19 protein-coding genes are annotated in these 25,698 nt (G+C 44.2%); 15 read left to right on the top strand and 4 right to left on the bottom strand.

Features of this window, described 5'->3' with window-relative positions; genetic code table 11:
* The first annotated feature begins 185 nt into the window (after positions 1-185).
* From lolA to GOL65_RS05510, 9 genes are all read left to right on the top strand, one after another.
* Positions 186-797 carry an outer membrane lipoprotein chaperone LolA gene (lolA, locus tag GOL65_RS05550; RefSeq protein WP_140919227.1) on the top strand — a complete coding sequence of 204 codons (612 nt, stop codon included), beginning with the start codon at positions 186-188 and terminating at the stop codon, positions 795-797.
* 7 nt (positions 798-804) lie between these two features.
* The gene (locus GOL65_RS05545) at positions 805-2,148 is read left to right on the top strand and encodes a replication-associated recombination protein A (RefSeq protein ID WP_140919226.1); all 1,344 of its coding nucleotides are present in this window, start codon (positions 805-807) and stop codon (positions 2,146-2,148) included.
* A 104-nt stretch (positions 2,149-2,252) separates the two neighbouring features.
* Positions 2,253-3,545, top strand: a complete 1,293-nt coding sequence (gene serS / locus GOL65_RS05540) for a serine--tRNA ligase (RefSeq protein WP_140919225.1) — start codon at positions 2,253-2,255, stop codon at positions 3,543-3,545.
* A 727-nt stretch (positions 3,546-4,272) separates the two neighbouring features.
* Positions 4,273-6,711 carry a DmsA/YnfE/YnfF family dimethyl sulfoxide reductase gene (locus GOL65_RS05535; RefSeq protein WP_140919224.1) on the top strand — a complete coding sequence of 813 codons (2,439 nt, stop codon included), beginning with the start codon at positions 4,273-4,275 and terminating at the stop codon, positions 6,709-6,711.
* A 10-nt stretch (positions 6,712-6,721) separates the two neighbouring features.
* Entirely contained in the window at positions 6,722-7,342 is a 621-nt protein-coding gene (locus tag GOL65_RS05530; protein ID WP_140919223.1) for a DMSO/selenate family reductase complex B subunit, read from the top strand.
* 1 nt (position 7,343) lies between these two features.
* Positions 7,344-8,198 carry a DmsC/YnfH family molybdoenzyme membrane anchor subunit gene (locus GOL65_RS05525; RefSeq protein ID WP_140919222.1) on the top strand — a complete coding sequence of 285 codons (855 nt, stop codon included), beginning with the start codon at positions 7,344-7,346 and terminating at the stop codon, positions 8,196-8,198.
* A 70-nt stretch (positions 8,199-8,268) separates the two neighbouring features.
* A complete protein-coding gene (gene dmsD / locus GOL65_RS05520) occupies positions 8,269-8,910 on the top strand; it encodes a Tat proofreading chaperone DmsD (RefSeq protein ID WP_179038184.1) in 642 nt (213 codons plus the stop codon).
* Positions 8,910-9,467 carry a ferredoxin-type protein NapF gene (gene napF / locus GOL65_RS05515; RefSeq protein ID WP_140919221.1) on the top strand — a complete coding sequence of 186 codons (558 nt, stop codon included), beginning with the start codon at positions 8,910-8,912 and terminating at the stop codon, positions 9,465-9,467. The genes dmsD and napF overlap by 1 nt, the downstream gene beginning before the upstream one ends.
* Positions 9,468-9,719: 252 nt before the next feature.
* Positions 9,720-10,865 (top strand): MFS transporter, encoded by a 1,146-nt coding sequence (locus GOL65_RS05510; RefSeq protein ID WP_140919220.1) that lies wholly within the window; start codon positions 9,720-9,722, stop codon positions 10,863-10,865.
* Between the two features lie 340 nt (positions 10,866-11,205).
* On the opposite strand, the gene pflA is transcribed toward GOL65_RS05510, so the two are convergent.
* The 4 genes from pflA to ycaO all read right to left on the bottom strand — a co-directional run bounded on the left by pflA (position 11,206) and on the right by ycaO (position 17,574).
* Complete coding sequence (gene pflA, locus GOL65_RS05505) at positions 11,206-11,949, bottom strand: pyruvate formate lyase 1-activating protein (protein ID WP_140919219.1); 744 nt, start codon at positions 11,947-11,949, stop codon at positions 11,206-11,208.
* A gap of 268 nt (positions 11,950-12,217) precedes the next feature.
* The gene (gene pflB / locus GOL65_RS05500) at positions 12,218-14,500 is read right to left on the bottom strand and encodes a formate C-acetyltransferase (protein ID WP_140919218.1); all 2,283 of its coding nucleotides are present in this window, start codon (positions 14,498-14,500) and stop codon (positions 12,218-12,220) included.
* A gap of 63 nt (positions 14,501-14,563) precedes the next feature.
* Complete coding sequence (focA, locus tag GOL65_RS05495) at positions 14,564-15,415, bottom strand: formate transporter FocA (protein WP_140919217.1); 852 nt, start codon at positions 15,413-15,415, stop codon at positions 14,564-14,566.
* 383 nt (positions 15,416-15,798) lie between these two features.
* Positions 15,799-17,574, bottom strand: coding sequence for a 30S ribosomal protein S12 methylthiotransferase accessory factor YcaO (gene ycaO, locus GOL65_RS05490; RefSeq protein ID WP_140919216.1), 1,776 nt, complete (start codon positions 17,572-17,574; stop codon positions 15,799-15,801).
* A 400-nt stretch (positions 17,575-17,974) separates the two neighbouring features.
* Between ycaO and ansB the strand changes: the two genes are divergently transcribed.
* The 6 genes from ansB (at position 17,975) to rpsA (ending at position 25,687) form a co-directional block, all read left to right on the top strand.
* On the top strand, positions 17,975-19,024 hold the full coding sequence (ansB, locus tag GOL65_RS05485) for an L-asparaginase 2 (protein ID WP_140919215.1): 1,050 nt from the start codon (positions 17,975-17,977) through the stop codon (positions 19,022-19,024).
* Positions 19,025-19,366: 342 nt separating this feature from the next.
* Positions 19,367-20,452, top strand: coding sequence for a 3-phosphoserine/phosphohydroxythreonine transaminase (gene serC, locus GOL65_RS05480; RefSeq protein ID WP_179038183.1), 1,086 nt, complete (start codon positions 19,367-19,369; stop codon positions 20,450-20,452).
* Between the two features lie 136 nt (positions 20,453-20,588).
* A complete protein-coding gene (locus tag GOL65_RS05475) occupies positions 20,589-21,284 on the top strand; it encodes an aspartate/glutamate racemase family protein (RefSeq protein ID WP_140919213.1) in 696 nt (231 codons plus the stop codon).
* A gap of 69 nt (positions 21,285-21,353) precedes the next feature.
* Positions 21,354-22,637 carry a 3-phosphoshikimate 1-carboxyvinyltransferase gene (aroA, locus tag GOL65_RS05470; protein WP_179038367.1) on the top strand — a complete coding sequence of 428 codons (1,284 nt, stop codon included), beginning with the start codon at positions 21,354-21,356 and terminating at the stop codon, positions 22,635-22,637.
* Between the two features lie 544 nt (positions 22,638-23,181).
* Positions 23,182-23,859: a (d)CMP kinase gene (gene cmk, locus GOL65_RS05465; protein ID WP_140919211.1), complete on the top strand. Its 678-nt coding sequence runs from the start codon at positions 23,182-23,184 to the stop codon at positions 23,857-23,859.
* 142 nt (positions 23,860-24,001) lie between these two features.
* Positions 24,002-25,687 carry a 30S ribosomal protein S1 gene (rpsA, locus tag GOL65_RS05460; protein WP_130590811.1) on the top strand — a complete coding sequence of 562 codons (1,686 nt, stop codon included), beginning with the start codon at positions 24,002-24,004 and terminating at the stop codon, positions 25,685-25,687.
* Positions 25,688-25,698 lie beyond the last annotated feature (11 nt).

Here is a 25,698-nt window from a genome sequence, read left to right as displayed (position 1 = left end):
AGACAACAACTGTTGTTTAAGGGCCGCAAAATGCGGCCCTTATGCTAACTGAAAAGATAAGTAAAAGATCATATACTTACTGCTTCGAGACTATACGCGACAGGTGATTGTCAGGTAGAGTTGGCGATGATATTCAACGCGTTTAATTGACGCTTTATTGATAATAGATGGGAGTAATTGCAACAATGAAGAAATTATTTATCGCCTGTTGCCTGATGTCTGGTCTGGTGTCATCAGCCGTATTGGCCGATGCCCGTTCAGATTTGCAGAGTCGTTTAAATAAGGTGAATAGTTTTCATGCCAGTTTCTCTCAGTCAGTGAAAGATGCTGGCGGCGCTGCAATTCAACAGGGAGAGGGTGAACTCTGGGTTAAACGACCAAATCTGTTTCGTTGGCATATGACTTCACCGGATGAAAGTATTTTAGTATCTGATGGCAAAACGCTATGGTTTTTTAACCCATTTGTTGAGCAAGCAACGGCAACCTGGTTAGATAGCGTTACCGGAGATACGCCATTTATGCTGATCACTCGCAATAGCACTACTGACTGGAGCAAATACGACGTAGTGCAAAAAGGTGATGAGTTTGAGTTAAAACCAAAGGCGACGAAAGGTAACCTGAAAGCCTTTTCCATTAATGTAACTGGTGATGGTGTCATTAAAGGCTTTGTTGCAGTAGAACAAGATGGACAACGCAGCACTTATACCTTGAAAGGCCAACAAAGCGGCTCTGTTGATGCTGCTAAATTCACCTTTACACCACCAAAAGGCGTGACCATCGACGATCAGCGCCAGTGAGGTCTTAGTGAGTACTCTGTCACTCGATTTCTCTCAGAATGAGTTTCAGCCTCTGGCCGCACGTATGCGGCCTCGAACGCTGGCTGAATATATCGGTCAGCGTCATCTGCTCTCTCCCGGTAAGCCATTACCACGGGCAATTGAGGCTGGGCATCTACATTCAATGATCCTTTGGGGACCTCCGGGTACTGGAAAAACCACGCTGGCTGAGATCATCGGACATTATGGTAATGCGGATATCGAGCGAATATCCGCAGTCACTTCCGGTATTAAAGAGATTCGCGAATCTATTGAACGGGCACGCAATAATCGTGATGCCGGTCGAAGAACTATCCTGTTTGTTGACGAAGTTCATCGTTTCAATAAGAGTCAGCAGGATGCATTCCTGCCCCATGTAGAAGACGGTACTATTACTTTTATCGGCGCAACTACCGAAAACCCTTCATTTGAATTAAATTCGGCTCTGTTATCCAGAGCGAGAGTTTATTTGTTGAAGTCTCTGGAAAGCGGCGATATTGAGCAAGTTCTGTTACAGGCAATGAACGATGATGAACGGGGATATGGTAAACAGAATATAGTTTTACCCGATGAAACCCGACGCATGTTGTCTGAATTGGTCGGTGGCGATGCCCGACGGGCACTAAATAGCCTTGAAATGATGGCTGATATGGCAGAAATCTCTGCTGATGGTCAACGCGTATTAACTCCAGAACTGTTAAAAGAAACTTCCGGTGAACGCAGTGCCCGCTTTGATAATAAGGGCGATCGCTATTACGACCTCATCTCTGCATTGCATAAATCGGTACGAGGCTCCGCTCCTGACGCAGCACTTTACTGGTATGCCAGAATTATCACAGCCGGTGGCGATCCGTTGTACGTTGCGCGTCGTTTATTAGCTATCGCTTCAGAAGATGTTGGTAATGCGGATCCTCGTGGTATGCAGGTGGCGATTGCCGCCTGGGATTGCTTTACTCGCGTAGGTCCGGCAGAAGGCGAAAGAGCTATCGCGCAGGCGATTGTTTATCTGGCCTGTGCGCCAAAAAGCAACGCAGTCTATAAAGCATTTAAATCCGCCATGCAGGATGCGCAGCACCAGAAAGATTTTGATGTGCCGGAACATTTGCGTAATGCCCCGACTAAATTAATGAAAGAGATGGGGCTTGGCGCAGAGTACCGTTATGCCCATGACGAACCAAATGCTTACGCAGCAGGAGAGAGTTATTTCCCGCCGGAAATGGCTGGCCAGCGTTATTATTTTCCTGAGCCGCGTGGCTTAGAAACTAAGATTGCAGAAAAGCTGAACTGGTTGGCTGAGCAGGATCAAAATAGCACCATAAAACGCTACCGTTAACTTGTTGGTTGCGGTAAGGTAATTACGGAAAACTGTCTGCCGGGCTGTCAGTCAGCCGGTACGGCCATCGATTAATATTAAAAATATATAGGCATAGGATTAGCATGCTGGACCCGAATTTATTACGTAATGAGCTAGACGCAACTGCTGAAAAACTGGCTCGCAGAGGTTTTAAACTGGATGTAGATACTTTACGTAAGCAGGAAGAGCGCCGTAAGGTTTTGCAGGTTGAAACAGAATCATTACAAGCTGAGCGTAATGCACGATCGAAGTCCATCGGTGAAGCGAAAGCTCGCGGTGAAGATATCGAAGCGGTGCGTCGTGAAGTTAACCTGTTGGGCGAAAAGTTGGATGCCACTAAATCCGAGCTTGAGCAGTTACAGTCAGAGATTCACAATTCGGTATCCCTTATTCCTAATATTCCTGATGAGTCAGTGCCATTTGGTAAAGATGAACATGACAATCTGGAAGTCAGCCGTTGGGGAGAGCCACGTAAATTTGATTTCCCTATTTGCGATCATGTTGATTTAGGTGAAAGCAGCGGTGGATTAGATTTTGCAGCAGCAGTTAAGCTGACAGGTGCGCGTTTTGTCGTGATGAAAGGGCAAATTGCCCGTATGCATCGTGCTCTGGCCCACTTTATGTTGGATCTGCACACCACTCAGCATGGTTACATGGAAACCTATGTTCCTTATCTGGTTAACCAGGCGACTCTGTTTGGTACCGGTCAACTGCCAAAATTTGGTGAAGACCTGTTCCACACCAAACCGCTGGCTGAAGAAGCTGAAACCAGTAACTATGGTCTGATCCCTACAGCAGAAGTTCCGGTGACTAATCTGGTACGTGATGAAATTCTGGATGAAGATCAACTGCCATTGAAAATGACTGCACATACACCATGTTTCCGTTCAGAAGCAGGGTCATATGGCCGTGATACTCGCGGTCTGATTCGTATGCACCAGTTTGATAAAGTTGAGCTGGTACAAATCGTTCGTCCTGAAGACTCAATGAATGCGTTAGAAGAGCTGACTGGTCATGCAGAAAAAGTACTGCAGTTACTGGGGCTACCTTATCGTAAAGTTTTACTTTGTACCGGTGATATGGGCTTTGGCTCAAGAAAAACCTACGATCTGGAAGTTTGGGTTCCGGCACAAGATACCTATCGTGAGATTTCTTCATGTTCTAACATGTGGGATTTCCAGGCTCGTCGTATGCAGGCGCGCTATCGCGGTAAGAGCGATAAGAAAACCACGCTGGTTCATACATTAAACGGTTCTGGTCTGGCAGTTGGTCGTACTCTGGTCGCTATACTGGAGAACTATCAACAGGCTGATGGTCGTATTGAAGTGCCAGAAGTACTGCGTTCGTATATGGGCGGTCTGGAATATATCGGCTGATAAACCTTCAGTTGATTAAATAGCCTCGGTTTATTCCGGGGCTTTTTTATATGTATAAGATTATATGCAGAATAATTGCGATATTATTCATTTAGAACACATTCTGTTTACCAGGAAATTAATTTTTGTATTCAACAAAATCGGAAAATAATTATTTCTACTAAGATAAATTAACGCGATTTTAGGCTATTAATTTATCAATTTTTAATTTAATTCAACTATCAGGATTATTATCTGATCAATAAGTGGTTGTAATAATTTATAGACTAATTCTAACTTAAATTAAGTCTATTATTTTTACTAACACCTTCAGTTAGTCATTTAAATTATTCTGCAATTCCTTCGTTAAATAATAATCATTTACATATAACATGTATTATTTCATATAAAACAGAGTGTTAAGATTGTTAGTTGCTCGTGTAATCATAATGTTATAACAAGATGATTATTTATTCTAATTGAAAGGCTAGCTATTTTAATACAGCGATAATTGATTGAACGCAATAATTACTGGTGATGTTAACGTAGTATGTTAGTCGATAGATTAGGTAGGATCGAGTGTATGAAATGGATGCAGATACTTTCATTGAATAAGTCATTGCTTATTCAATCTGACTTTTTTATTCCTGATATTAGCTATTGCTAACTACCTTTTATCTTTACTTTTCCCACAGAGAAGCAATTTAACAGAAACCCATAATCTAACGATAAAATAACAGGTGATTTTATGAGCCTTGACGATCAGAAAAATCCAGTATTGATGCCGGTAAGCCGACGTAAATTCGTGCAAACCAGCGCATTGGGTGGCCTGGCAGTAGCGGCAGGTGGTGTTGCATTACCATTTGGTGTCGCTAATGCAGATGAAACTGTCAGTAACGGTGCTGCACCAGAGGCTAAAACCGTCTGGAGCGCTTGTACCGTAAACTGCGGTAGTCGCTGCCCATTGCGTATGCATGTAGTAAATGGCGAAATTAAGTATGTAGAGACTGACAACACTGGTGATGATGTCTATCAGGACCATCAGGTTAGAGCCTGTCTGCGTGGTCGTTCAATGCGCCGTCGGGTCTATAACCCAGACCGTTTAAAATACCCAATGAAACGTGTAGGTAAGCGTGGTAAAGGTAAGTTTAAACGCATTACCTGGGAAGAGGCATATGATGAAATTGCCAATAACCTGAAGCGTATTATTAAGGATTACGGTAATGAAGCGGTTTATCTTCAGTATGCAACCGGCACATTAGGCGGAACGGTAACTCGTTCATGGCCACCAGGAACTTCACTGATTGCACGCCTGATGAACTGCTGCGGTGGTTATCTGAATCACTATAACACTTACAGTACTGCTCAAATTACGACAGGCTTGAGTTATACCTATGGCGGTGGCTCTGGCAACAGTATTTCTGATATTGAAAATACCAAACTGGTGGTGATGTTTGGTAACAACCCGGCAGAAACCCGCATGAGCGGCGGCGGCATTACTTATCTGCTTGAGCAGGCACGGGAAAAATCAAATGCCAGAATGATTGACATTGACCCTCGCTATTGCGATACCGCAGCAGGGCGTGAAGATGAGTGGATTCCAATTACGCCAGGTACTGATGCCGCGTTGGTTTCTGCACTGGCTTACGTGATGATTACTGAGAATTTAGTCGATCAACCATTCCTGGATAAATATTGCGTCGGTTATGACGAGAAAACGTTACCAGCAAGTGCTTCGAGTAATGGTCACTATAAAGCCTATATTTTGGGTGAAGGGGATGATGGTATTGCTAAAACCCCTGAATGGGCGTCTAAGATTACCGCTATTCCTGCCGATCGTATTATTAAATTGGCTCGTGAAATTGGTACTGCAAAACCTGCCTATATTTGTCAAGGCTGGGGCCCTCAGCGCCATGCTAATGGTGAGCAGGTTGCCCGTTCGATTGCAGTATTAGCCTGCCTGACAGGTAATGTGGGAATTACTGGTGGTAACACTGGTGCTCGTGAAGGTTCCTACGCAATTCCATTTGTGCGTTTCCCAACGCTGGAAAATCCGGTTAAAGACAGTATCTCATTCTTCCTGTGGACCGATGCGATTATGCGTGGCCCGGAAATGACAGCGACTCGTGATGGTGTACGTGGTACCGATAAGTTGAAGCAGCCAATTAAATTTATCTGGAACTATGCTGGTAACAGCATGTTGAACCAACACTCAGACATTAATAGGACGCTGGAAATTCTTGGCGACGATACCAAATGTGAAATGGTGGTGGTGATTGAGAACCATATGACCGCCAGCGCCCGCTGTGCTGATATTTTACTGCCAGACTTAACTACCTCAGAGCAGATGGATTTCTGTCTGGATGCGTCATCAGGAAATATGGGCTATGTCATTTTTGCGGATAAAGCCGTTGAACCTCAGTTTGAGTGCCGCTCTATTTATGAGATGACCTCTGAGATTGCCAAACGTATGGGGGTTGAATCTCAGTTTACTGAAGGTCGTACTCAGGAAGAATGGCTACGCCATCTGTATCAGCAATCCTGTGAGAAAGATCCCCTGCTGCCTACGTTTGAAGAGTTCCGCAAAATGGGGATCATCAAGCGTAAAGATCCGGCCGGGCACTTTATTGCCTATAAATCATTCCGTGATGACCCACAGGCTAATCCATTAGGTACGCCTTCAGGCAAAATCGAGATTTATTCAGAACGTTTGGCTGAAATGGCTAAAACCTGGGAACTGCCGAAAGGTGATGTAATTTCACCATTGCCTATTCATGTCTCGACTTTTGAAGGGGCAGACGATCCAATGCGTGAAACCTATCCACTGCAATTAATCGGCTTCCACTATAAAGCACGTTGTCACTCTACTTACGGCAATATTGATGTGCTGAAAGCGGCTGCCCGTCAGGAAGTGTGGATGAACCCAATTGATGCTCAGAAACGCGGCATTCAAAATGGTGACATGATCCGCATGTTTAACGACCGGGGTGAAACCCATATTAACGTTAAAGTGACTCCACGTATGATGCCGGGAGTGGTGGCATTAGGTGAGGGTGCCTGGTATACGCCGGACAGTAAAGGTGTCGACCATGCGGGTAGCATCAACGTGCTGACCACACTTCGACCGTCACCGCTGGCGAAAGGTAATCCTCAGCATACAAACTTAGTTGAAGTTGCGAAAGTTTAAGGAGCAGCCAATGACAACACAATATGGTTTTTTTATTGATTCAAGTCGTTGCACGGGCTGTAAAACCTGCGAGCTGGCGTGTAAAGACTATAAAGATTTAACTCCGGATGTCAGTTTCCGCCGCATTTATGAATATGCTGGCGGCGACTGGCAAAAAGATGGTGATACCTGGAACCAAAACGTATTTGCCTACTATCTGTCCATCGCTTGTAACCACTGTAGCGATCCTGCCTGCGTCAAAGTTTGTCCAAGTGGCGCAATGCATAAGGATGAAAACGGTTTTGTACTGGTTAATGAAGAGGTTTGTATTGGCTGTCGTTATTGTCATATGGCTTGCCCATACGGTGCACCACAATATAACGCCGCTAAAGGTCATATGACCAAGTGCGATGGTTGCCACGATCGGGTGATAAAAGAGGGTAAAAAGCCAATTTGCGTAGAGTCTTGCCCTTTACGTGCGCTGGACTTTGGGCCAATTGATGAACTGCGCGAAAAGTATGGTCGTCTGGCTGAGATTGCACCGTTGCCGGCTGAGAAATATACCCGACCGAATATTGTGCTGAAACCTAATGCCTGTAGCCGTCCTGTTGGCGACACTACCGGTCATTTATCCAATCCGAAGGAGGTTTAATATGGAACTGGGATGGCATGAATGGCCGTTGATGTTATTCACCGTACTGGGCCAGTGTGCGGTCGGTGGGTTTATCGTTTTAGGTCTGGCACTTCTGTGCAACCAAACAACAGACGAACAGAGAAAATCGATTCATAAAGGTATGTTCTTCATTTGGGTTCTGATGGGGATCGCTTTTATCGCTTCAGTAATGCATTTGGGAACCATTGCCCGCGCCTTTAACTCATTAAATCGCGTGGGTGAGTCTGGCCTGAGTAACGAGATTGCTTTGGGTTCTGCATTCTTTGCCATTGGTGGCTTCTACTGGTTAATTGCCATATTGGGCAAGATGCCTCAGGCACTGGGTAAAGTCTGGTTGGTTATCGGTATGGTTGCTGGCATAGCCTTTGTTTATGCGATGTGTCGCGTATATCAGATCGATACCGTACCGACCTGGCATAACGGTTATACCACACTGAACTTCTTCCTGACGGTATTGATTGGTGGTCCGCTATTGGGTTGTCTGCTGAAAAACCGTGACTGTAACTGCAGTGGGAAGTTACTGGCTGCGGTGAGCGTTATTGCTTTCCTGGTCAGCATTGGTTCTGCGTTAATGCAAGGTACTGAACTGGCTGGTATGCACAGCACCGTGACTTCTGCCATGGCGCTGGTTCCACAGTTTGGTAAGTTGATGGCACTGCGTTTAGTTCTGGTCGCTATTGGTCTGGCGCTGTGGATATATCCAATGCTTAAAGGTAACAAGCCAGGAACCTTGGCCATGTTAGCGGGTTTCATTCTGGTGGTTTGCGGTGAAATCATTGGCCGTGCAGTATTCTATAATCTGCATATGACCGTTGGTGTCACCTTCGGTGGTTAATCTGTAATACAATAAGCGGCGTCCGAAAGGGCGCTGTTTATTGAGTTTCCAACTGACAGAAAGGTTATCTATGACTTCTCCTGCTATGCCTGGCCTTGCCGATCTTGATGATGTTTCGTTAACGGGTCGGATGCTGGGAGCATTGTTGTATTATGCTCCGGATCGGCCAGAAGTGATTTCTCTGCTTGAATTACTCAGTAATGATAACTGGCAAGAGGAATGGCCCTGCGGCGCCATGTCTGAGATCAGAGCGGCAGCGACGTTGATTAATACCGGATTAAATATTGAACATAGACAAACGTTGGATGAAGCCTATCAGCGTTTATTTATTGGTCCTGATGCATTACCTGCACCACCATGGGGTTCAGTTTATCTGGATCGTGAGAGTGTAGTTTTCGGTAATTCAATGTTGGACTTACGCCAATGGCAAGTTTCATTGGGTATTGAAGTACAACAGCAGCAGCGTGAACCGGAAGACCATATTGGTTTATTGCTAATGTTGGCTGCATGGTTGGCAGAAAATCAGCCCGAACAATTGAGCACTCTCCTGAGCGACCATGTACTACCATGGAGCAGCCGCTTTTTAGCTTTACTGGAGGAGAGGGCGGAACATCCTTTCTATCAGGGGATCGCCCAGCTCACGTCCATTACTTTAGCTCACTGGCAACAGCGATTGAACGTTCCTGTAATCAGTAAGGATCTGTTTTTCTAATGGCTATCGATAGTCGTGATGAGAAATACTACAAAGCCTGGATGACTCACCATACGGTGAGTCGTCGAGGTTTACTACGTGGTTTTTTTAAAGCCGGACAGCAAACTCAGGCTGGTATTGAACATCAGGATATCGCTCGTCGGACCGGTCGCCCGCCTCAGGCGATTATGGAATCATTATTCTTACGCTTATGTAATGGTTGTGGTGAATGTGTATCAGCCTGTCCATATGGCATTATTGCCATGAATGAGGGTAAGGCTGAATTGCAAATTGAATATGCTGACTGTGATTTTTGTCATAAGTGTACAGATGTGTGTCAAACCGGTGCTCTGGAACCACAAATTGCACCAGATACCGGGTTGAAACCAGTGGTCAGTACCAGTTGTTTGGGACGAATGGATAATTATTGTCGTTTGTGTGTGATGAGTTGCCCACAGCAGGCAATAATCTTTGATTCACTTAATCAGGTAACGGTGGATAGAGCACGCTGTAACGGCTGCGGAAAATGCAAACTGGCCTGCTATCACGGTCATATTTCATTAACACCTTTAAACTAAATTTGGTTCTACATTAACCATAATTAATGGTTATTTCTCTTCTTCTATATTCAACGTGTTTTTATAACAATAAAAACTAACGACTAAACTTATAGTTAAAAAATATAATTCATTGTATTAAAAGAATTAATCAGAATGATTTTCTTTTCAGAATATCCAATGTGTAACAATCATTTTTTTGCTAATTGACTTTTAAAATAGCAGTGGGATGATGCGCAACATTATTTTTCCTTCCCCTGTTTTGGCATAAAAATGTCTGCGTTTAATCGTCCCGTGCTGTTACTGCTGGCCGGGCTGTTGTTATTTACAACATCAATGGCGGTATTGAATACGCTGGTTCCTCTCTGGTTAATTCATGAATCTTTAACTACCTGGCAAGTTGGTATTGTCGGATCGGCCTATTTTGGCGGAAATCTGTTAGGGACCTTGATAGCAGGGCTCTGTATTAGCACTTTAGGTTTTAATCGAACCTATTACTATTCGTGCGCACTTTTTATTGTAGCTACGCTATTGCTGGGATTTTCAGTCGACTTTGTTAGTTGGAGCCTGTGGCGCTTACTGGCAGGTATTGCCTGTGCTGTTATTTGGGTAGTAGTAGAAAGTGCGTTATTGCGTAATGGAACCATCAATACCCGTGGATTGTTGCTTGCTGCGTATATGGTCATTTACTATGCGGGAACGCTGATAGGGCAGTTGTTATTAGGCATTATTCCAACCAATCTTATTGAAATATTACCTTGGGTTATTAGCTTGCTGTTGCTGGCAATTTTGCCATTGTTATTTGCCCGTTTTCCTAAACCAGAATCTGTTGATAAAAAGCTATCTGTATGGTCAATGTGGAAACGCCGTGATGCCCGGTTAGGAATTATTGGCTGTATTATTTCCGGTGTGGTAATTGGTTCTTTGTACGGTCTGCTACCAATCTATCTTTCTCATGCAGGTTACAGAGATGCGGATGTTGGCTACTGGATTGCGCTGATGGTTGGGGCCGGTATTGTTGGCCAATTACCCGCAGGTAAGCTGGTTGAACGTTATGGACGTGTATTCGTTCTGCGTATTCAGGTATTTGCTATTATTGTCAGCTCAATGGTGATTATTAGTGGTTATCCATTAGCACCGGCGCTGTTTATATTGGGATTCTCCGGCTTTACACTCTATCCAGTGGCAATGGCATGGGCGTGTGAAAAAGTTGATACCAGTGAACTGATAACCATGAATCAGACGCTTTTGTTGAGCTATACGGTAGGAAGCCTGGCAGGACCTGCATTAACAGCTACATTAATGCAGCACTATTCTGACCGATTACTGTTCGTGGTGATAGCGGTGGCGGCAGCGATATTCCTGATTATGTTGCTTAATCGGGCACAGCATCATCGTAATCCATTGGCGATGCAGTAAAGCTTAGGTGTTATTAATTTTTAATAAGCTCGTAATTTATTATGGACTGAGATTGATGACAAAGTCTGCCAGTTCAGTTTATTCCCTTAAGATAGCTAAATTGTTGGGAGGGACGGGTGTTGGGGTCGACTTGGCGTAAGCCAACGAAGCGCCCCTAACCCGGCCAGGCCCAACACGCTCAGTAGCTGAGTACAGATTGTTTTCCGACCGTTCCAGATGTAGATATAAGCACTATGTTTTTACGGTCGGAATATTTGCAGGTTTTAATTTATTAGGTTTGTTATTAGTTTTGAGCCCGTAATTTATTACGGGCTTTTAGCAATAATCAGGGGCGTGAATATCAATAGATCACTTTGTGACCATATTCTTCAAGGATGGATTTGACGCGATCCATGATCTCTTTAGTCGGTGGTTTTACGCCATCAAGTCCGTACTCTTCACCCATGGCAACCCATTTGTGTTTACCCAATTCATGGTAAGGGAGCAGCTCTATTTTCTCGATGTTAGTCATATTCTGAGTAAATTCACCCAGCATACGGGCAGACTTCTCATCATCAGACCAACCGGGAACCACTACATAACGGATCCAGGTTTTTTGGTTACGTTTGGCTAAATGGCGTGCAAACTCCAGAGTACGATGGTTGGATACTCCCACCAGATTTTGATGTACACTGTCGTCCAACTGTTTTAAGTCCAGCATCACCAGGTCGGTTACATCTAACAGCTCATCAATCACCGCATCATAACGACGAACAAATCCGTTAGTATCCAGACAGGTATGAATCCCTTCTTTTTTGCAGGCGCGAAACCAATCGCGAACAAATTCAGCCTGTAAGATAGCCTCCCCACCTGATGCGGTAACACCACCACCGGAAGCGTTCATAAAATGGCGATAGGTAACGATCTCTTTCATCAGATCGTCAACCGCCACTTCTTTACCACCGTGAGTATCCCAGGTATCCCGGTTGTGGCAGTAAAGGCAGCGCATCAGACAACCCTGAAAAAAGACGATAAAACGAATTCCCGGACCGTCGACGGTACCGCAGGATTCAAATGAGTGAATGCGACCATTTACTGCTGACATTACGATGTACTCCAAAATTGACCCTCAAAAGGGCCCAACATGTTTGCTTCTGAGACAGTCTGTCTCTGTCATTAAATAGGTTTTTGACCAGACTATCTGTTAATAATGATTTTCAGTTTACCAAATTAATGAGTTGCTTTGGCTGAACCTCTATTCTATGACATTCTGGTTAAGATTTCTTTTAAAGCTGGTATTTTTATTGTTAATGAAAAAAGCCCTGCAAAATATTGCAGGGCTTCGTTTTCAGAGCATTTCCAAACTAATCAAATTAGATAGTTTGAGTGAATGTCCGGGTAATAACGTCTTGTTGCTGTTCTTTAGTCAGTGAGTTAAAACGCACTGCATAACCAGATACGCGGATGGTTAACTGAGGATACTTCTCAGGATTTTCCATAGCGTCTAACAGCATTTCGCGGTTCATAACGTTAACGTTCAGGTGTTGACCACCTTCGATGCTGGCTTCGTGGTGGAAGTAACCATCCATCAGGCCTGCAAGGTTAGCTTTACGAACATCGTCATCTTTACCCAGTGCATTTGGAACGATAGAGAAGGTATAAGAAATACCATCTTTAGCGTAAGCAAACGGCAGTTTAGCAACAGAAGTCAGAGAGGCAACCGCACCTTTCTGGTCACGACCGTGCATTGGGTTAGCACCTGGTCCGAATGGTGCACCAGCGCGACGACCATCTGGGGTGTTACCAGTTTTCTTACCATATACCACGTTAGACGTGATGGTCAGAACAGACTGAGTAGGGATTGCGTGGCGATAGGTACGCAGTTTCTGAATTTTCTTCATGAAACGTTCTACCAGGTCACAGGCGATATCATCAACGCGAGAGTCGTTGTTACCGAACTGTGGATATTCACCTTCAATCTCAAAGTCAATCGCCAGGCCGTCTTCGTCACGGATTGGTTTAACTTTTGCGTACTTAATAGCAGACAGGGAGTCAGCTGCAACGGACAGACCAGCGATACCACATGCCATGGTGCGAACCACGTCACGATCGTGCAGAGCCATCAGGGCTGCTTCGTAGCTGTATTTGTCATGCATATAGTGAATAACGTTCAGCGCAGTCACGTACTGCTTTGCTAACCAGTCCATGAAGTGATCTAAACGATCCATAACTTTGTCGTAATCCAGTACTGCATCGGTCATTGGCGCTTCTTTTGGACCAACCTGGATCTTCATTTTTTCATCCATACCGCCGTTAATTGCATACAGCATGGTTTTAGCTAGGTTTGCACGAGCACCAAAGAACTGCATTTGTTTACCAACGATCATTGGGCTTACGCAGCAAGCGATAGCATAGTCATCGTTGTTAAAGTCAGGACGCATCAGGTCATCGTTCTCATACTGTACAGATGAGGTATCGATAGACACTTTCGCTGCATACTTTTTAAATGCGATTGGTAACTTCTCAGACCACAGAATGGTCATGTTTGGTTCCGGAGAAGGGCCCATGGTGTATAGCGTGTTCAGGAAACGGAAACTGGTTTTAGAAACCAGAGTACGACCATCAACACCCATACCAGCCAGAGATTCTGTTGCCCAGATTGGGTCACCAGAGAACAGCTCATCATATTCAGGAGTACGCAGGAAACGAACCATACGCAGCTTCATTACTAAATGGTCGATCAGCTCTTGAGCTTCGCTTTCAGTGATTAGGCCTTTTTTCATGTCGCGTTCGATATAAACGTCAAGGAACGTTGATACACGACCGAAAGACATTGCAGCACCGTTTTGTGATTTTACTGCTGCCAGATAGGCAAAGTAAGTCCACTGAACGGCTTCACGAGCGTTAGTTGCCGGAGCAGAAATATCACAGCCGTATTTTGCGGCCATTTCTTTCATTTGACCCAGTGCACGATGTTGCTCAGCAATTTCTTCGCGCAGTTGGATGGTCATTTCTAAGTCTTCACCGTTTTCCATTTTCTCTTGCAGAGACTGGAATTGAGCGTATTTGTCAGCCATCAGGAAGTCGATACCATAGACTGCTACGCGACGGTAGTCACCGATGATACGGCCACGGCCATAAGCATCTGGCAGGCCGGTTAACACACCGGATTTACGGCAGTTCAGGATGTCTTTGGTATAAACATCAAAAACGCCCTGGTTGTGAGTTTTACGATATTCAGTGAAGATTTTTTTCAGTGATGGATCGAGTTCACGACCATACACCTGACAAGAACCTTCAACCATTTTAATGCCGCCAAATGGAATGATGGCGCGCTTTAATGGAGCATCGGTTTGTAAACCAACGATGGTTTCTAATTCTTTATTGATATAACCCGCATCGTGAGAGGTAATGGTTGAAGCCAGGTCAGTGTCAAAATCAACCGGCGCATGAGTGCGGTTCTCGATTTTGATGCCTTCCATCACTTTATCCCATAGCTTGTCAGTCGCATCAGTTGCGCCAGCCAGGAAAGATTCATCACCTTCATATGGGGTGTAGTTTTTTTGGATAAAGTCACGAACGTCAACGTTATGTTTCCAGTCGCCTTCTTTAAAACCTTCCCACGCTTTGACAAACTTTTGGTTAAGCTCGGTCATTTTTTACCTACCTTTCGTATTCTAAGGAAATTGGATTAACCTTTTATTGAAGGAAGCGTCGAACTAGTGCTTCCCACCACGTAAATACATTGCCCAAAAAGGCAAACCTACCATTAACCCACCGATGATATTTCCGATAGTCACGGGGATTAAGTTGTCTATAACAAAGTTACTAACAGTCAGGCTTGGAAATTGCTCCGGAGTGGCATTAATCATGTGCCAGAACTCAGGAGATGCAAAATTCTTAATAACGATTCCCATTGGAATCATAAACATGTTTGCAATGCTGTGCTCAAAACCGCTGGCAACAAACATTGCTACTGGAAGGATCATTACCAGCATTTTATCGGTCAAACTGCGTCCGGCGTAACTCATCCATACTGCTAAACAGACCATCAGGTTAGCTAGTGTACCAAGAGCAACCGCTTCTACAAAGGTATGATGTAGCTTATGGTCAGCCGTTTGGAGTACATTTAGCCCCCAAAGCCCGTTAGCGGCAGTGATTTGGCCTGCTAGAAATATAATAGCAACAAAGAACAGGGCACCAACTAAATTGCCTAAATAAACATTGATCCAGTTACGGATCATTTGACCCCAGGTAATGTGATTGGTTGCTTTAGCAATACAGGTCATTACCGTTGAGGTGAAGAGGTCGGTGCCACAGGCAACAACCAACATCAAACCTAAAGAGAAGCAGACGCCACCTAAAAATTTAGCCATGCCAAAAGGAACATTCGCTGTTCCGGTAGTAGCTGTAATATAGAAGACGAATGCAATGGAAATAAATGCGCCAGCTAATATTGCTGAGCAGAATGTAATAGCTGGATGTTTTGTAGCTTTATATATTCCCGCATTCTCGGCAACCTGAGCCATGGCGGCGGGTGATAATGCTGCGATAGGATTATCTGTTTTCACGTAATAATATCTCTGCGCCTAAATAAAAGACTGAAGACTAAATTGCTTGGTGATACTAACAAAGCAGTATACTGCAAAAATTGATACTGATCATGATGAGTAAAATGAATAAATGTAAAAAAGGACGTGAAAAAGTATTTTTTTAACGTATCTAATTGATTAATTTACGTAAAAATTTTTTTAATGTTTGCAAAATAATTTTAATGAAGGGCTGAAACGATATCAGGATCTGTTAATGAAATATAAATAATGTATTGGATTTAAATTTATTAATTATATATTTTTACCTTTATTTAACATTAATTCTTATTATTTTACTTTTAAAAGAGATACTAACAAGACTCTCTATTTTTTATAAAGAGTCTTGTTATTTGGTCATTTAATTAAGACTGCCGCTTAGCCGCCTGTAATTTGTTATATGCAGTCAATAAAGAGCAGTGTGCAGGCAGTTGAGTTAAATCTTGATCTACATCAAAAATGCTATGAAAGCGTTGTATTCCGCGAATATTATTCCAGACGGTAGTTACGGTATCTTCGCCATACATACGGTTGAAGGCTGGATTGTACTGTTCCGGATCGCGCTCTTCAGCATCTACCTGCATTAATAATAGGGTTTGCAAACAACGATAGTAGTTACGACGTTCTTCACTGAATAGCGATGCGTTGAACTCCTGAGTCCATTCTACCCAGCTTAACGCCTGATCCAAATCGCCACCGGCGAGGGCCAGCATAGATTTGAGTTCACCTACACGCAGGCTACTCCAAACGTTGTTAGAACCGGTTGCCATGCCCAGTAGTTCACGTACACGCACAAAGTCATCCAGACCTTCCTGATCTAACTGCTCAATTAAAGCCAGATACTCTTCGGGTTGCCATTGGCTGGAAGGCAGACTCAAAATGGTATCTCTCAGGTGTTGCCCCATATTGTTATTGGCTAACACCAAATCTTCAGCAGGATAAATATCAGACATACCAGGCGCCAGAATCCGGCAGGCATCAACACCCAAATGGGTATAATCAGCAATATAGACCTCTACTTCTTCTTTATTAAAGATAGCCATCATAGTGGCAAACTCTTCTTCAGAAGTGCCACTGAAGTCCCAGCCAACAAACTCATAGTCGGCCTGCTGTTTAAACAGATCCCAGGAAATCAAACCGCTGGAGTCAATAAAATGAGTTTCCAGATTGGCATATTCACCCACTTCTTCGTTATCAAACGTTGGTGCGTTGAACACATCCAGATCTTTCAGGCTGCGGCCCTGTAGCAATTCAGTGACGGTACGCTCTAAAGCGACACCAAAATCAGGGTGAGCACCAAATGAGGCAAAACAGGTTCCATTGGCGGGATTGAATAGCACAACGCAGATAACAGGATACTGACCACCGAGAGAAGCATCATAAGCAAATATAGGGAAGCCTTCAGCTTCAAGAGTGTTTATTGCTTCTTTTACCTGTGGGTAAAGATTGATCATTGCCTGTGGGATTTCTGGCAAGCTAATAGCTTCAGCAATAATGCGGTTTTTTACAAAACGCTCAAAAATTTCTGACAGCGCCTGAACCCGTGCTTCATTACGGTTATTGCCGGCAGACATCCCGTTAGAGACATAAAGGTTGCCGATAATATTCATTGGAATGTAAACCGTTTCCAGGTCGGATTGACGAACAAACGGTAGGGCGCAGATACCACGCTCAACATTTCCAGACTGTAAATCAACCAGCTCGGTGGCAGTCAGGCTTTGGTCAGGATCATAGAAGGCATGCAGATGCGAATCTAAAATGCCTTCAGGTAAGCTGTTGTCCGGTGAAACAGGGAACCACTTTTCATTGGGATAGTGAACAAAATCACTTTCAGCAATAGTTTTTCCTAAATAGAAATCTGCAAAAAAGTAGTTAGTGGATAGCCGCTCAAAATATTCACCCAGTGCAGAAGCCAGCGCTGCTTTTCGGGTTGCGCCTTTTCCGTTGGTAAAACAGAGTGGACAATCCTTATCACGTATATGTACCGACCAAACGTTTGGAACCGGGTTAAGCCAGGACGCTTCTTCTATATTAAATCCTAATTGCGTCAGCTTTTGCTGAAAACGAGAGATGGAGTCTTCCAATGCCGCATCTTTACCAGGAATAAAGGTTTGTGTTGTCGCAGAAGTGATTGTTTGCATTAATTTAGGCTCTTGATTTTAATGGGGTTATCCATTTCTGTTTCATCAGTTTAACGATCCGGCATCATACGGGGTTTTTGGTCATAGCTCCATAGTACGTGATGCAATAATTAATTGGCGCAATGGTTCAATAAATGTTAGTTCTCGGGCGTAATGTCACAGAAAAAAAAATCAAATACCCTGATAATACAGTGAGTTTCAGAGTGTTAAGTGGTGATCTGCTGTCAGAGCTTAATTACGCTGCATTATAATTTTTTATATGAGTGATTAACGTCAGACAGATTGGGATTTTTTTGGCTAGTGAAGCTATTTTTCACCACGTCTATGATTGGCTATTTCAAATGTATCAATAACTCATCCTAATTTTTATTTTAAGAATAACGTAGAGAGGAGATTAAGTATGTCAGTGTTTAAGAAGACTGCTCTTGGTGCTTTGCTTTGTTGTTTCACCGTGCCTGCGTTGGCAAAATTACCTACTATTACCGTTCTGGCAACAGGCGGGACTATTGCTGGTGGAGGCGTTTCAGAAACACAATCCAATTATGTTGCCGGTCAGTTTGGTGTTGAACGCTTGGTTGATGCGGTACCACAGCTAAAAGATATTGCTGATATTAAAGGTGAGCAGATTGTTAATATCGGTTCACAAGATATGAATGACGAAGTCTGGCTTAAACTGGCCAAGACGATTAATGAACGTTGTGATAGTAGCGATGGTTTCGTGATCACTCATGGCACCGATACGATGGAAGAAACGTCTTACTTCCTGAACCTGACGGTTAAATGTAATAAACCCGTTGTTATGGTTGGCGCCATGCGTCCAGCTACCGCTATGAGTGCTGATGGCCCATTCAATCTTTATAATGCAGTGGTCGTAGCCTCAGATAAAAACTCTGCGGGTCGTGGAGTATTGGTTGCTATGAATGATGTGGTTGTTGGTGGTCGGGACGTGACTAAAACCAGTACTACAGGTGTTCAGACTTTTCAGGCGGTGAATTACGGGCCACTGGGATATATCCATAATGGCAAAGTCGATTATCAGCGGATGCCAACGCGCGCTCATGCACCTGAAGCGCCTTTTGATGTAAGTAAACTAACTGAATTGCCGAAAGTCGACATTATATATAGTTACGCAAATGCTTCAGCTGCGCCAGTTAAAGCATTACTGGCGGATGGCACTAAAGGTATTGTTAGCGCCGGTGTAGGTAACGGTAACTTATATAAAACAGTATTTGATGCGCTGGTTAGTGCCAGAGAGCAAGGGGCCGTAGTGGTTCGTTCTTCTCGTGTTCCAACGGGGTCCACTACTCAGGATGCAGAAATCGATGATGCTAAATATGGTTTTGTTGCATCGGGTACGTTGAACCCACAAAAAGCACGGGTGTTGCTACAGTTAGCATTAACCAAAACACAAGATCCGGTTGAAATTCAGAAGATGTTTAATGAGTATTAATGAATAGGTTGGAGATTAGTTTTTAGTGAGTGATAGCGGATGTCAGTTTGGTAAACGACATCCGCTATTTTTTCCCTTTCTTATATTAGCCAGAATATTTGCTGTTTTTCATGCAATGTCGATGAATATCGCTATCTTGTGGTTTCTTTTGGTTGATTCATTCGCTTTCTTTGTAATATACAACAGACTTTCCTGCTGCCAGCAACAAAACCGATGTAGAACAGTCTGAAAAATTAATCAGAACTGATGCATAAAGCATTGCAGCAAAACTAAGTGAATGATAAAACCGATAATCCTATTTCTAAAAACTAATCCATAATCTCTATCAGGGCGGTGAAGTAAATGGCACAGGTATTTAATTTTAGTGCAGGGCCGGCAATGCTACCGGTTGAAGTGTTACGTCAGGCACAACAAGAACTTTGTGATTGGCAGGGGCTCGGCACATCGGTCATGGAAATTAGCCACCGCGGTAAAGAGTTTATTCAGGTAGCTGAAACGGCTGAGCGTGACCTGCGCGATCTGATGAAAATTCCTGATAATTATAAAGTGCTATTTAGTCACGGTGGCGCGCGCGCGCAATTTGCTGCGATCCCATTAAATTTATTAGGTGATGCTACCCAGGCTGATTACATTGACGGCGGCTATTGGGCTCACAGTGCTATTCAGGAAGCTGAAAAATATTGTAAGCCAAATGTGTTTGATGCAAAGACCCAGATTGATGGTTTGTCAGCAATAAAACCAATGAAAGATTGGGTACTGAGTGATAAATCTGCTTATGTTCATTTCTGCCCAAATGAGACGATTGACGGTGTTGCTATTGATGAACAGCCTGATTTTGGCGATCGCGTTGTTATAGCGGACCTCTCCTCAACCATCTTATCTCGCCCAATTGATGTTAGCCGTTATGGTGTGATTTATGCCGGAGCGCAAAAGAATATTGGACCGGCAGGTATTACGGTGATCATTATACGTGAAGATCTTCTGGGTAAAGCCCGCAAAGAGACACCATCTATTCTCGATTTTACCGTGTTAAATAAGTATGACTCGATGTTCAACACGCCACCTACCTTTGCATGGTACCTGTCCGGACTGGTATTTAAATGGTTAAAAGCCCAAGGTGGATTGACCGAAATGGCGCGCCGTAACGAAGAGAAAGCGTCCCACCTATACAGTTTTATTGATAACAGTGATTTCTATCGTAATGGTGTTGCGATCCCTAACCGTTCCTGGATGAACGTTCCATTCCAATTAGGGGATGGAACATTGGATAAGGTATTCCTCGAAGAGGCTCAGGTTGCCGGTTTGCATGCACTAAAAGGGCACCGGGTTCTGGGTGGAATGCGTGCATCTATCTACAACGCAATGCCGTTGGCTGGTGTTCAGGCATTGACTCAGTTTATGGCTGTTTTTGAACGACGCCACGGTTAATTACCGTTGGTTGACGATCGTATAAATTCAACAGTAATAACTCGACAACAGACGATTTGATTTGTCTGTTGTCAGAGATTTATTTTATAGCCATATAATTATCAGACAAAAATTGTAATGATTGAGAGCTAACCCAATGAAAACGATAGGGCTTATTGGCGGTATGAGTTGGGAATCAACTATCCCTTATTATCGTCATATCAATGAAACCATCCGTCATCATCTTGGTGGTTTGCATTCGGCTAAAATTGTACTGTTAAGCGTTGATTTTCAGGAAATAGAACAGTTACAGCATCAGGGAGATTGGGCGGCCGCGGGTGAGCATCTGGCAAAAGCAGCGCGTAAGCTCGAAGGTGCGGGTGCCGATTTTTTAGTTATTTGTACCAACACTATGCACAAGGTGTATGAAACGGTAGAGAATGCGGTTGCGATTCCTGTTTGCCATATTGCTGATGCAACAGCAGACGTTATTCTGGAAGATGGTATTAAGAAAGTTGGCCTGTTAGGCACTCGTTTTACCATGGAACAAGATTTTTATAAGGGACGACTCAGTAGTCAGCATGGCATTGAGGTTATTGTACCCGATGAAGCAGATCGTGAAATTGTGCATCGCGTAATTTATCAAGAGCTTTGTCTGGGCAAGATTGATACAGAATCTCGTCAACAATTTAGCCGAATCATGCAGCAGTTGGCTGATAAAGGCGCTCAGGGAATTATTCTGGGCTGTACTGAGATAGGTCTGTTGGTTGGCGCTAAAGATGCCTCCGTGCCTTTATATGACACCGCAGAGATACACGCCGTGCGTGCGGCAGAGCTTTCGTTGAAAGCCTGAAGATAACTGCAAATTAGTTTTTACCGATTTGAATATTCAAAATAGATAACAAGAGAACATTTACCCATGCTGGAATCGTTAACCCTACAACCCATTGCGAAATTTGATGGAACTATTAATTTGCCTGGTTCAAAAAGTGTTTCTAACCGGGCGTTACTCTTAGCAGCAATGGCTCAGGGCAAAACCCGACTAACTAACCTGTTAGACAGTGATGACGTTCGTCATATGCTTAACGCATTAAAAGCGCTGGGTGTTCACTATCAATTATCTGATTGCCATACCATTTGTGATATCGAGGGTGCTGGTGGACCATTAAAAGCCCATAGCGCATTAGAAATATTTTTGGGTAATGCTGGTACGGCTATGCGCCCACTGGCTGCGGCATTAAGTCTGGGGCAGGGTGATATCATCCTGACCGGCGAACCTCGAATGAAAGAGCGTCCGATTGGGCATCTGGTTGATTCATTACGCCAGGGCGGTGCCAGAATTGATTATCTTGAGCAACAAGATTACCCACCGCTTCGACTTCGGGGTGGATTTCAAGGGGGAAACATCTCTGTAGATGGTTCGGTATCCAGTCAATTTTTAACAGCCTTACTAATGGCGGCCCCGCTGGCGATGCAGGATACCCATATTACGATTAAAGGTGATTTGGTTTCAAAACCTTATATTGAAATCACACTGCATATGATGCGTGATTTTGGTGTTGAAGTAAGCCATGACAACTATCAGGTTTTCCACGTCAAAGGGCAGCAGCAGTATCGTGCCGTGGAACAATATCTGGTTGAAGGTGACGCTTCTTCGGCATCTTACTTTCTCGCCGCTGCTGCGATTAAAGGCGGTAGCGTACGGGTGACGGGCATTGGTAAAAACAGTGTTCAGGGTGATATTCGTTTTGCTGACGTGCTGGAAGCTATGGGTGCCAAAATTATCTGGGGTGATGATTTTATTGAATGTCAGCACGGTGTGTTGAACGGTATTGATATGGATATGAATCATATTCCCGATGCTGCGATGACTATTGCCACCACTGCGCTGTTTGCCAAAGGGGAAACGCGCATTCGTAATATCTATAACTGGCGAGTGAAAGAGACCGATCGCCTCAGCGCAATGGCAACTGAACTGAGAAAAGTAGGAGCAGAAGTGGAAGAGGGGGAAGATTATATTCGAGTTGTTCCACCTCTACAGCTGAAACACGCGGAGATTGAAACTTATAACGATCACCGTATGGCGATGTGTTTTTCACTGGTCGCACTGTCTGATACGCCGGTTACCATTTTGGATCCTAAATGTACGGCTAAAACCTTCCCTGATTATTTTAAACAGTTCGCTCGTTTAAGTCAGTTGGCATAACTTGGTTATTTTAAGTGATACAGGTTTTAATTGCCGGTATCACTCAGACTGCTGACAAACCTAATGAATCAGCATCTGAGTCTATTCCGACCGTAAAAACAGGGTGCTTATATCTGCACTGAGAACGGCCGGTAAAGCGTCTGTACTCAGCTACGGAGTGCGTTGGGCCCGGCCGGGCTACGGGCACTTCGTTGGCTGGCGCCAAGTCGACCCCCACGCCCGTCCCTCCCAACGATTGGCTATCTCAAGGTACTAAACAGAACTATCAGACTTTGTCATCAATCTGAGTGATACAGGCTTTAATTGCCTGTATCACTGATCTGTTATTTGCACGATTCAGGTAATAAACTCCATCTCTTTTCCGCTAAAAATCTATTTAACACCCATCTATTTATGTTTTTTCTTATTGAAATATAAGGTTTTGTTATTTTTACATGCGACTGTGCCTGATACATATTCTGTCAGTTAGCGAGGATGATGCGTATAATCACGCAATATGCTTTATTGAAGCACATCATGATTTTCTGGTTTAGAGGAGCTCGATATGACAGCAGTTGTGCCGGTAATAACCGTTGACGGTCCAAGCGGAGTGGGAAAAGGAACACTTTGTCAGGCTTTGGCTGAAAAACTGGGTTGGCATTTACTGGATTCGGGTGCTATTTATCGCGTTTTAGCATTAGCAGCACTACATCATGAAGTGAATCTGGCCTCAGAAGAGGCGCTGGTTCCTCTGGCTATTCATTTGGATGTCCGTTTCATTTCTCAACAAAACCAATTACAGGTGATTCTTGAGGGTGAAACAGTAACCAATGAAATTCGTAATGAGACCGTAGGAAATGCGGCCTCTCAAGTTGCTGCATTTCCACGCGTCAGAGAAGCATTGTTGCGTCGTCAACGAGCATTTCGAGAGGCCCCAGGGCTAATCGCGGATGGTCGTGATATGGGGACTATTGTTTTCCCTGATGCGCCGGTGAAAATTTTTCTTGATGCGAGCGCAGAAGAGAGAGCCAGAAGGCGCATGCTACAGTTGCAGGAAAAGGGCCAGTGTGTTAAATTTGAACGTCTTTTGTCCGAGATACAGGAACGGGATTCCCGGGATCGTAATCGGGCGGTTGCGCCCCTTGTTCCAGCGGCTGATGCGTTGATGGTGGATTCAACCCATATGAGTGTTGATGAAGTGATCGAGCGTACATTAGCTTATGTGCAAAGTGTGCTAAAATAATTCATGTCTACTGCTTATTTTTTAGGCAGTGGGCTTTTTGTGAATAACTCTGTTGCATGGATGTAAGCAGGGTATGTATAACAACCCCATCGGGCCGGATGTCAGATGGACGTTAAATTTAAGAATCCTGAAGATTAATAACATGACTGAATCTTTTGCTCAACTCTTTGAAGAATCCCTGAATGAAATTGAAACCCGTCCGGGTTCCATTGTACGTGGCGTTGTTGTTGCTATTGATAAAGACGTTGTTCTGGTTGACGCAGGTCTGAAGTCAGAATCTGCAATCCCAGTAGAACAGTTTAAAAACGCTCAGGGCGAACTGGAAATCCAGGTTGGTGACGAAGTAGACGTAGCGCTGGATGCTATCGAAGATGGTTTCGGTGAAACTCTGCTGTCTCGTGAGAAAGCTAAGCGTCATGAAGCTTGGATCACGCTGGAAAAAGCTTCTGAAGAAGCTGCAACTGTTATTGGTATTATCAATGGCAAGGTCAAAGGTGGATTTACCGTTGAGCTTAACGGCATTCGTGCGTTCTTACCAGGTTCACTGGTAGACGTTCGTCCTGTTCGTGACACGCTGCATTTAGAGGGCAAAGAGCTTGAGTTCAAGGTTATCAAACTTGACCAAAAACGTAACAACGTTGTTGTTTCTCGCCGTGCTGTAATCGAATCAGAAAACAGTGCAGAGCGCGATCAACTGCTGGAAAACCTGCAAGAAGGCATGGAAGTTAAAGGTATTGTTAAGAACCTTACTGACTACGGTGCATTCGTTGATCTGGGCGGCGTTGACGGCCTGTTACACATTACTGATATGGCCTGGAAACGCGTTAAGCATCCTAGCGAAATCGTTAATGTTGGCGATGAAATCCTGGTTAAAGTTCTTAAGTTCGACCGCGATCGTACCCGTGTTTCACTGGGTCTGAAGCAGTTAGGCGAAGATCCATGGGTAGCTATCGCTAAGCGTTACCCGGAAGGTACTAAACTGACTGGCCGCGTAACCAACCTGACTGATTACGGCTGCTTCGTTGAAATCGAAGAAGGCGTTGAAGGTCTGGTACACGTTTCAGAAATGGATTGGACCAACAAAAACATTCACCCATCTAAAGTTGTTAACGTGGGCGATGTGGTTGAAGTTATGGTTCTGGATATCGACGAAGAACGTCGTCGTATCTCCCTGGGTCTGAAGCAGTGCAAAATTAACCCATGGCAGCAATTCGCAGAGACCCATAACAAGGGCGAGCGTGTTGAAGGTAAGATCAAGTCAATCACTGACTTTGGTATCTTCATCGGCTTAGACGGCGGTATTGATGGTCTGGTTCACCTGTCGGACATCTCCTGGAACGTTGCCGGAGAAGAAGCGGTTCGTGACTATAAGAAAGGTGACGAAATCGCCGCTGTGGTTCTGCAAGTTGATGCAGAGCGTGAGCGTATCTCCTTAGGCGTTAAGCAATTAGCTGAAGATCCATTTAACAACTACCTGGCTAACAACAAGAAAGGTGCTATTGTTAAAGGGAAAGTTACAGCAGTTGACGCAAAAGGTGCTACAGTTGAATTAGCGGGTGGCGTTGAAGGTTACCTGCGTGCTTCTGATGCAAGCCGTGATCGTGTTGAAGATGCAACGACGGTTCTGAGCGTTGGTGATGAAGTTGAAGCTAAATACACTGGTGTTGATCGTAAAAACCGTGTAATCAGCCTGTCTGTGCGTGCTAAAGATGAAGCTGATGAGAAAGAAGCCGTTGCTACTGTTAATAACACTAACAGTGCTAAGCAGGAAGAAGGTGGATTCTCTAACGCTATGGCTGAAGCATTTAAAGCAGCTAAAGGCGAATAATGGCGAGGGGC

Origin of the sequence: Limnobaculum xujianqingii (assembly GCF_013394855.1) — a bacterium.
Classification (GTDB): Bacteria; Pseudomonadota; Gammaproteobacteria; order Enterobacterales; family Enterobacteriaceae; genus Limnobaculum; species Limnobaculum xujianqingii.
The sequence above is the reverse complement of the archived record's forward strand: the minus strand, read 5'-3'. Positions and strand labels throughout refer to the sequence as shown.

Excerpts from the sequence above, each read along its gene's own strand:
- lolA (WP_140919227.1), top strand. The coding sequence starts at position 186 with ATGAAGAAATTATTTATCGCCTGTTGCCTGATGTCTGGTCTGGTGTCA.
- serS (WP_140919225.1), top strand. The coding sequence starts at position 2,253 with ATGCTGGACCCGAATTTATTACGTAATGAGCTAGACGCAACTGCTGAA.
- GOL65_RS05535 (WP_140919224.1), top strand. The coding sequence starts at position 4,273 with ATGAGCCTTGACGATCAGAAAAATCCAGTATTGATGCCGGTAAGCCGA.
- GOL65_RS05530 (WP_140919223.1), top strand. The coding sequence starts at position 6,722 with ATGACAACACAATATGGTTTTTTTATTGATTCAAGTCGTTGCACGGGC.
- GOL65_RS05525 (WP_140919222.1), top strand. The coding sequence starts at position 7,344 with ATGGAACTGGGATGGCATGAATGGCCGTTGATGTTATTCACCGTACTG.
- dmsD (WP_179038184.1), top strand. The coding sequence starts at position 8,269 with ATGACTTCTCCTGCTATGCCTGGCCTTGCCGATCTTGATGATGTTTCG.
- napF (WP_140919221.1), top strand. The coding sequence starts at position 8,910 with ATGGCTATCGATAGTCGTGATGAGAAATACTACAAAGCCTGGATGACT.
- GOL65_RS05510 (WP_140919220.1), top strand. The coding sequence starts at position 9,720 with ATGTCTGCGTTTAATCGTCCCGTGCTGTTACTGCTGGCCGGGCTGTTG.
- pflA (WP_140919219.1), bottom strand. The coding sequence starts at position 11,949 with ATGTCAGCAGTAAATGGTCGCATTCACTCATTTGAATCCTGCGGTACC.
- pflB (WP_140919218.1), bottom strand. The coding sequence starts at position 14,500 with ATGACCGAGCTTAACCAAAAGTTTGTCAAAGCGTGGGAAGGTTTTAAA.
- ycaO (WP_140919216.1), bottom strand. The coding sequence starts at position 17,574 with ATGCAAACAATCACTTCTGCGACAACACAAACCTTTATTCCTGGTAAA.
- ansB (WP_140919215.1), top strand. The coding sequence starts at position 17,975 with ATGTCAGTGTTTAAGAAGACTGCTCTTGGTGCTTTGCTTTGTTGTTTC.
- serC (WP_179038183.1), top strand. The coding sequence starts at position 19,367 with ATGGCACAGGTATTTAATTTTAGTGCAGGGCCGGCAATGCTACCGGTT.
- GOL65_RS05475 (WP_140919213.1), top strand. The coding sequence starts at position 20,589 with ATGAAAACGATAGGGCTTATTGGCGGTATGAGTTGGGAATCAACTATC.
- cmk (WP_140919211.1), top strand. The coding sequence starts at position 23,182 with ATGACAGCAGTTGTGCCGGTAATAACCGTTGACGGTCCAAGCGGAGTG.
- rpsA (WP_130590811.1), top strand. The coding sequence starts at position 24,002 with ATGACTGAATCTTTTGCTCAACTCTTTGAAGAATCCCTGAATGAAATT.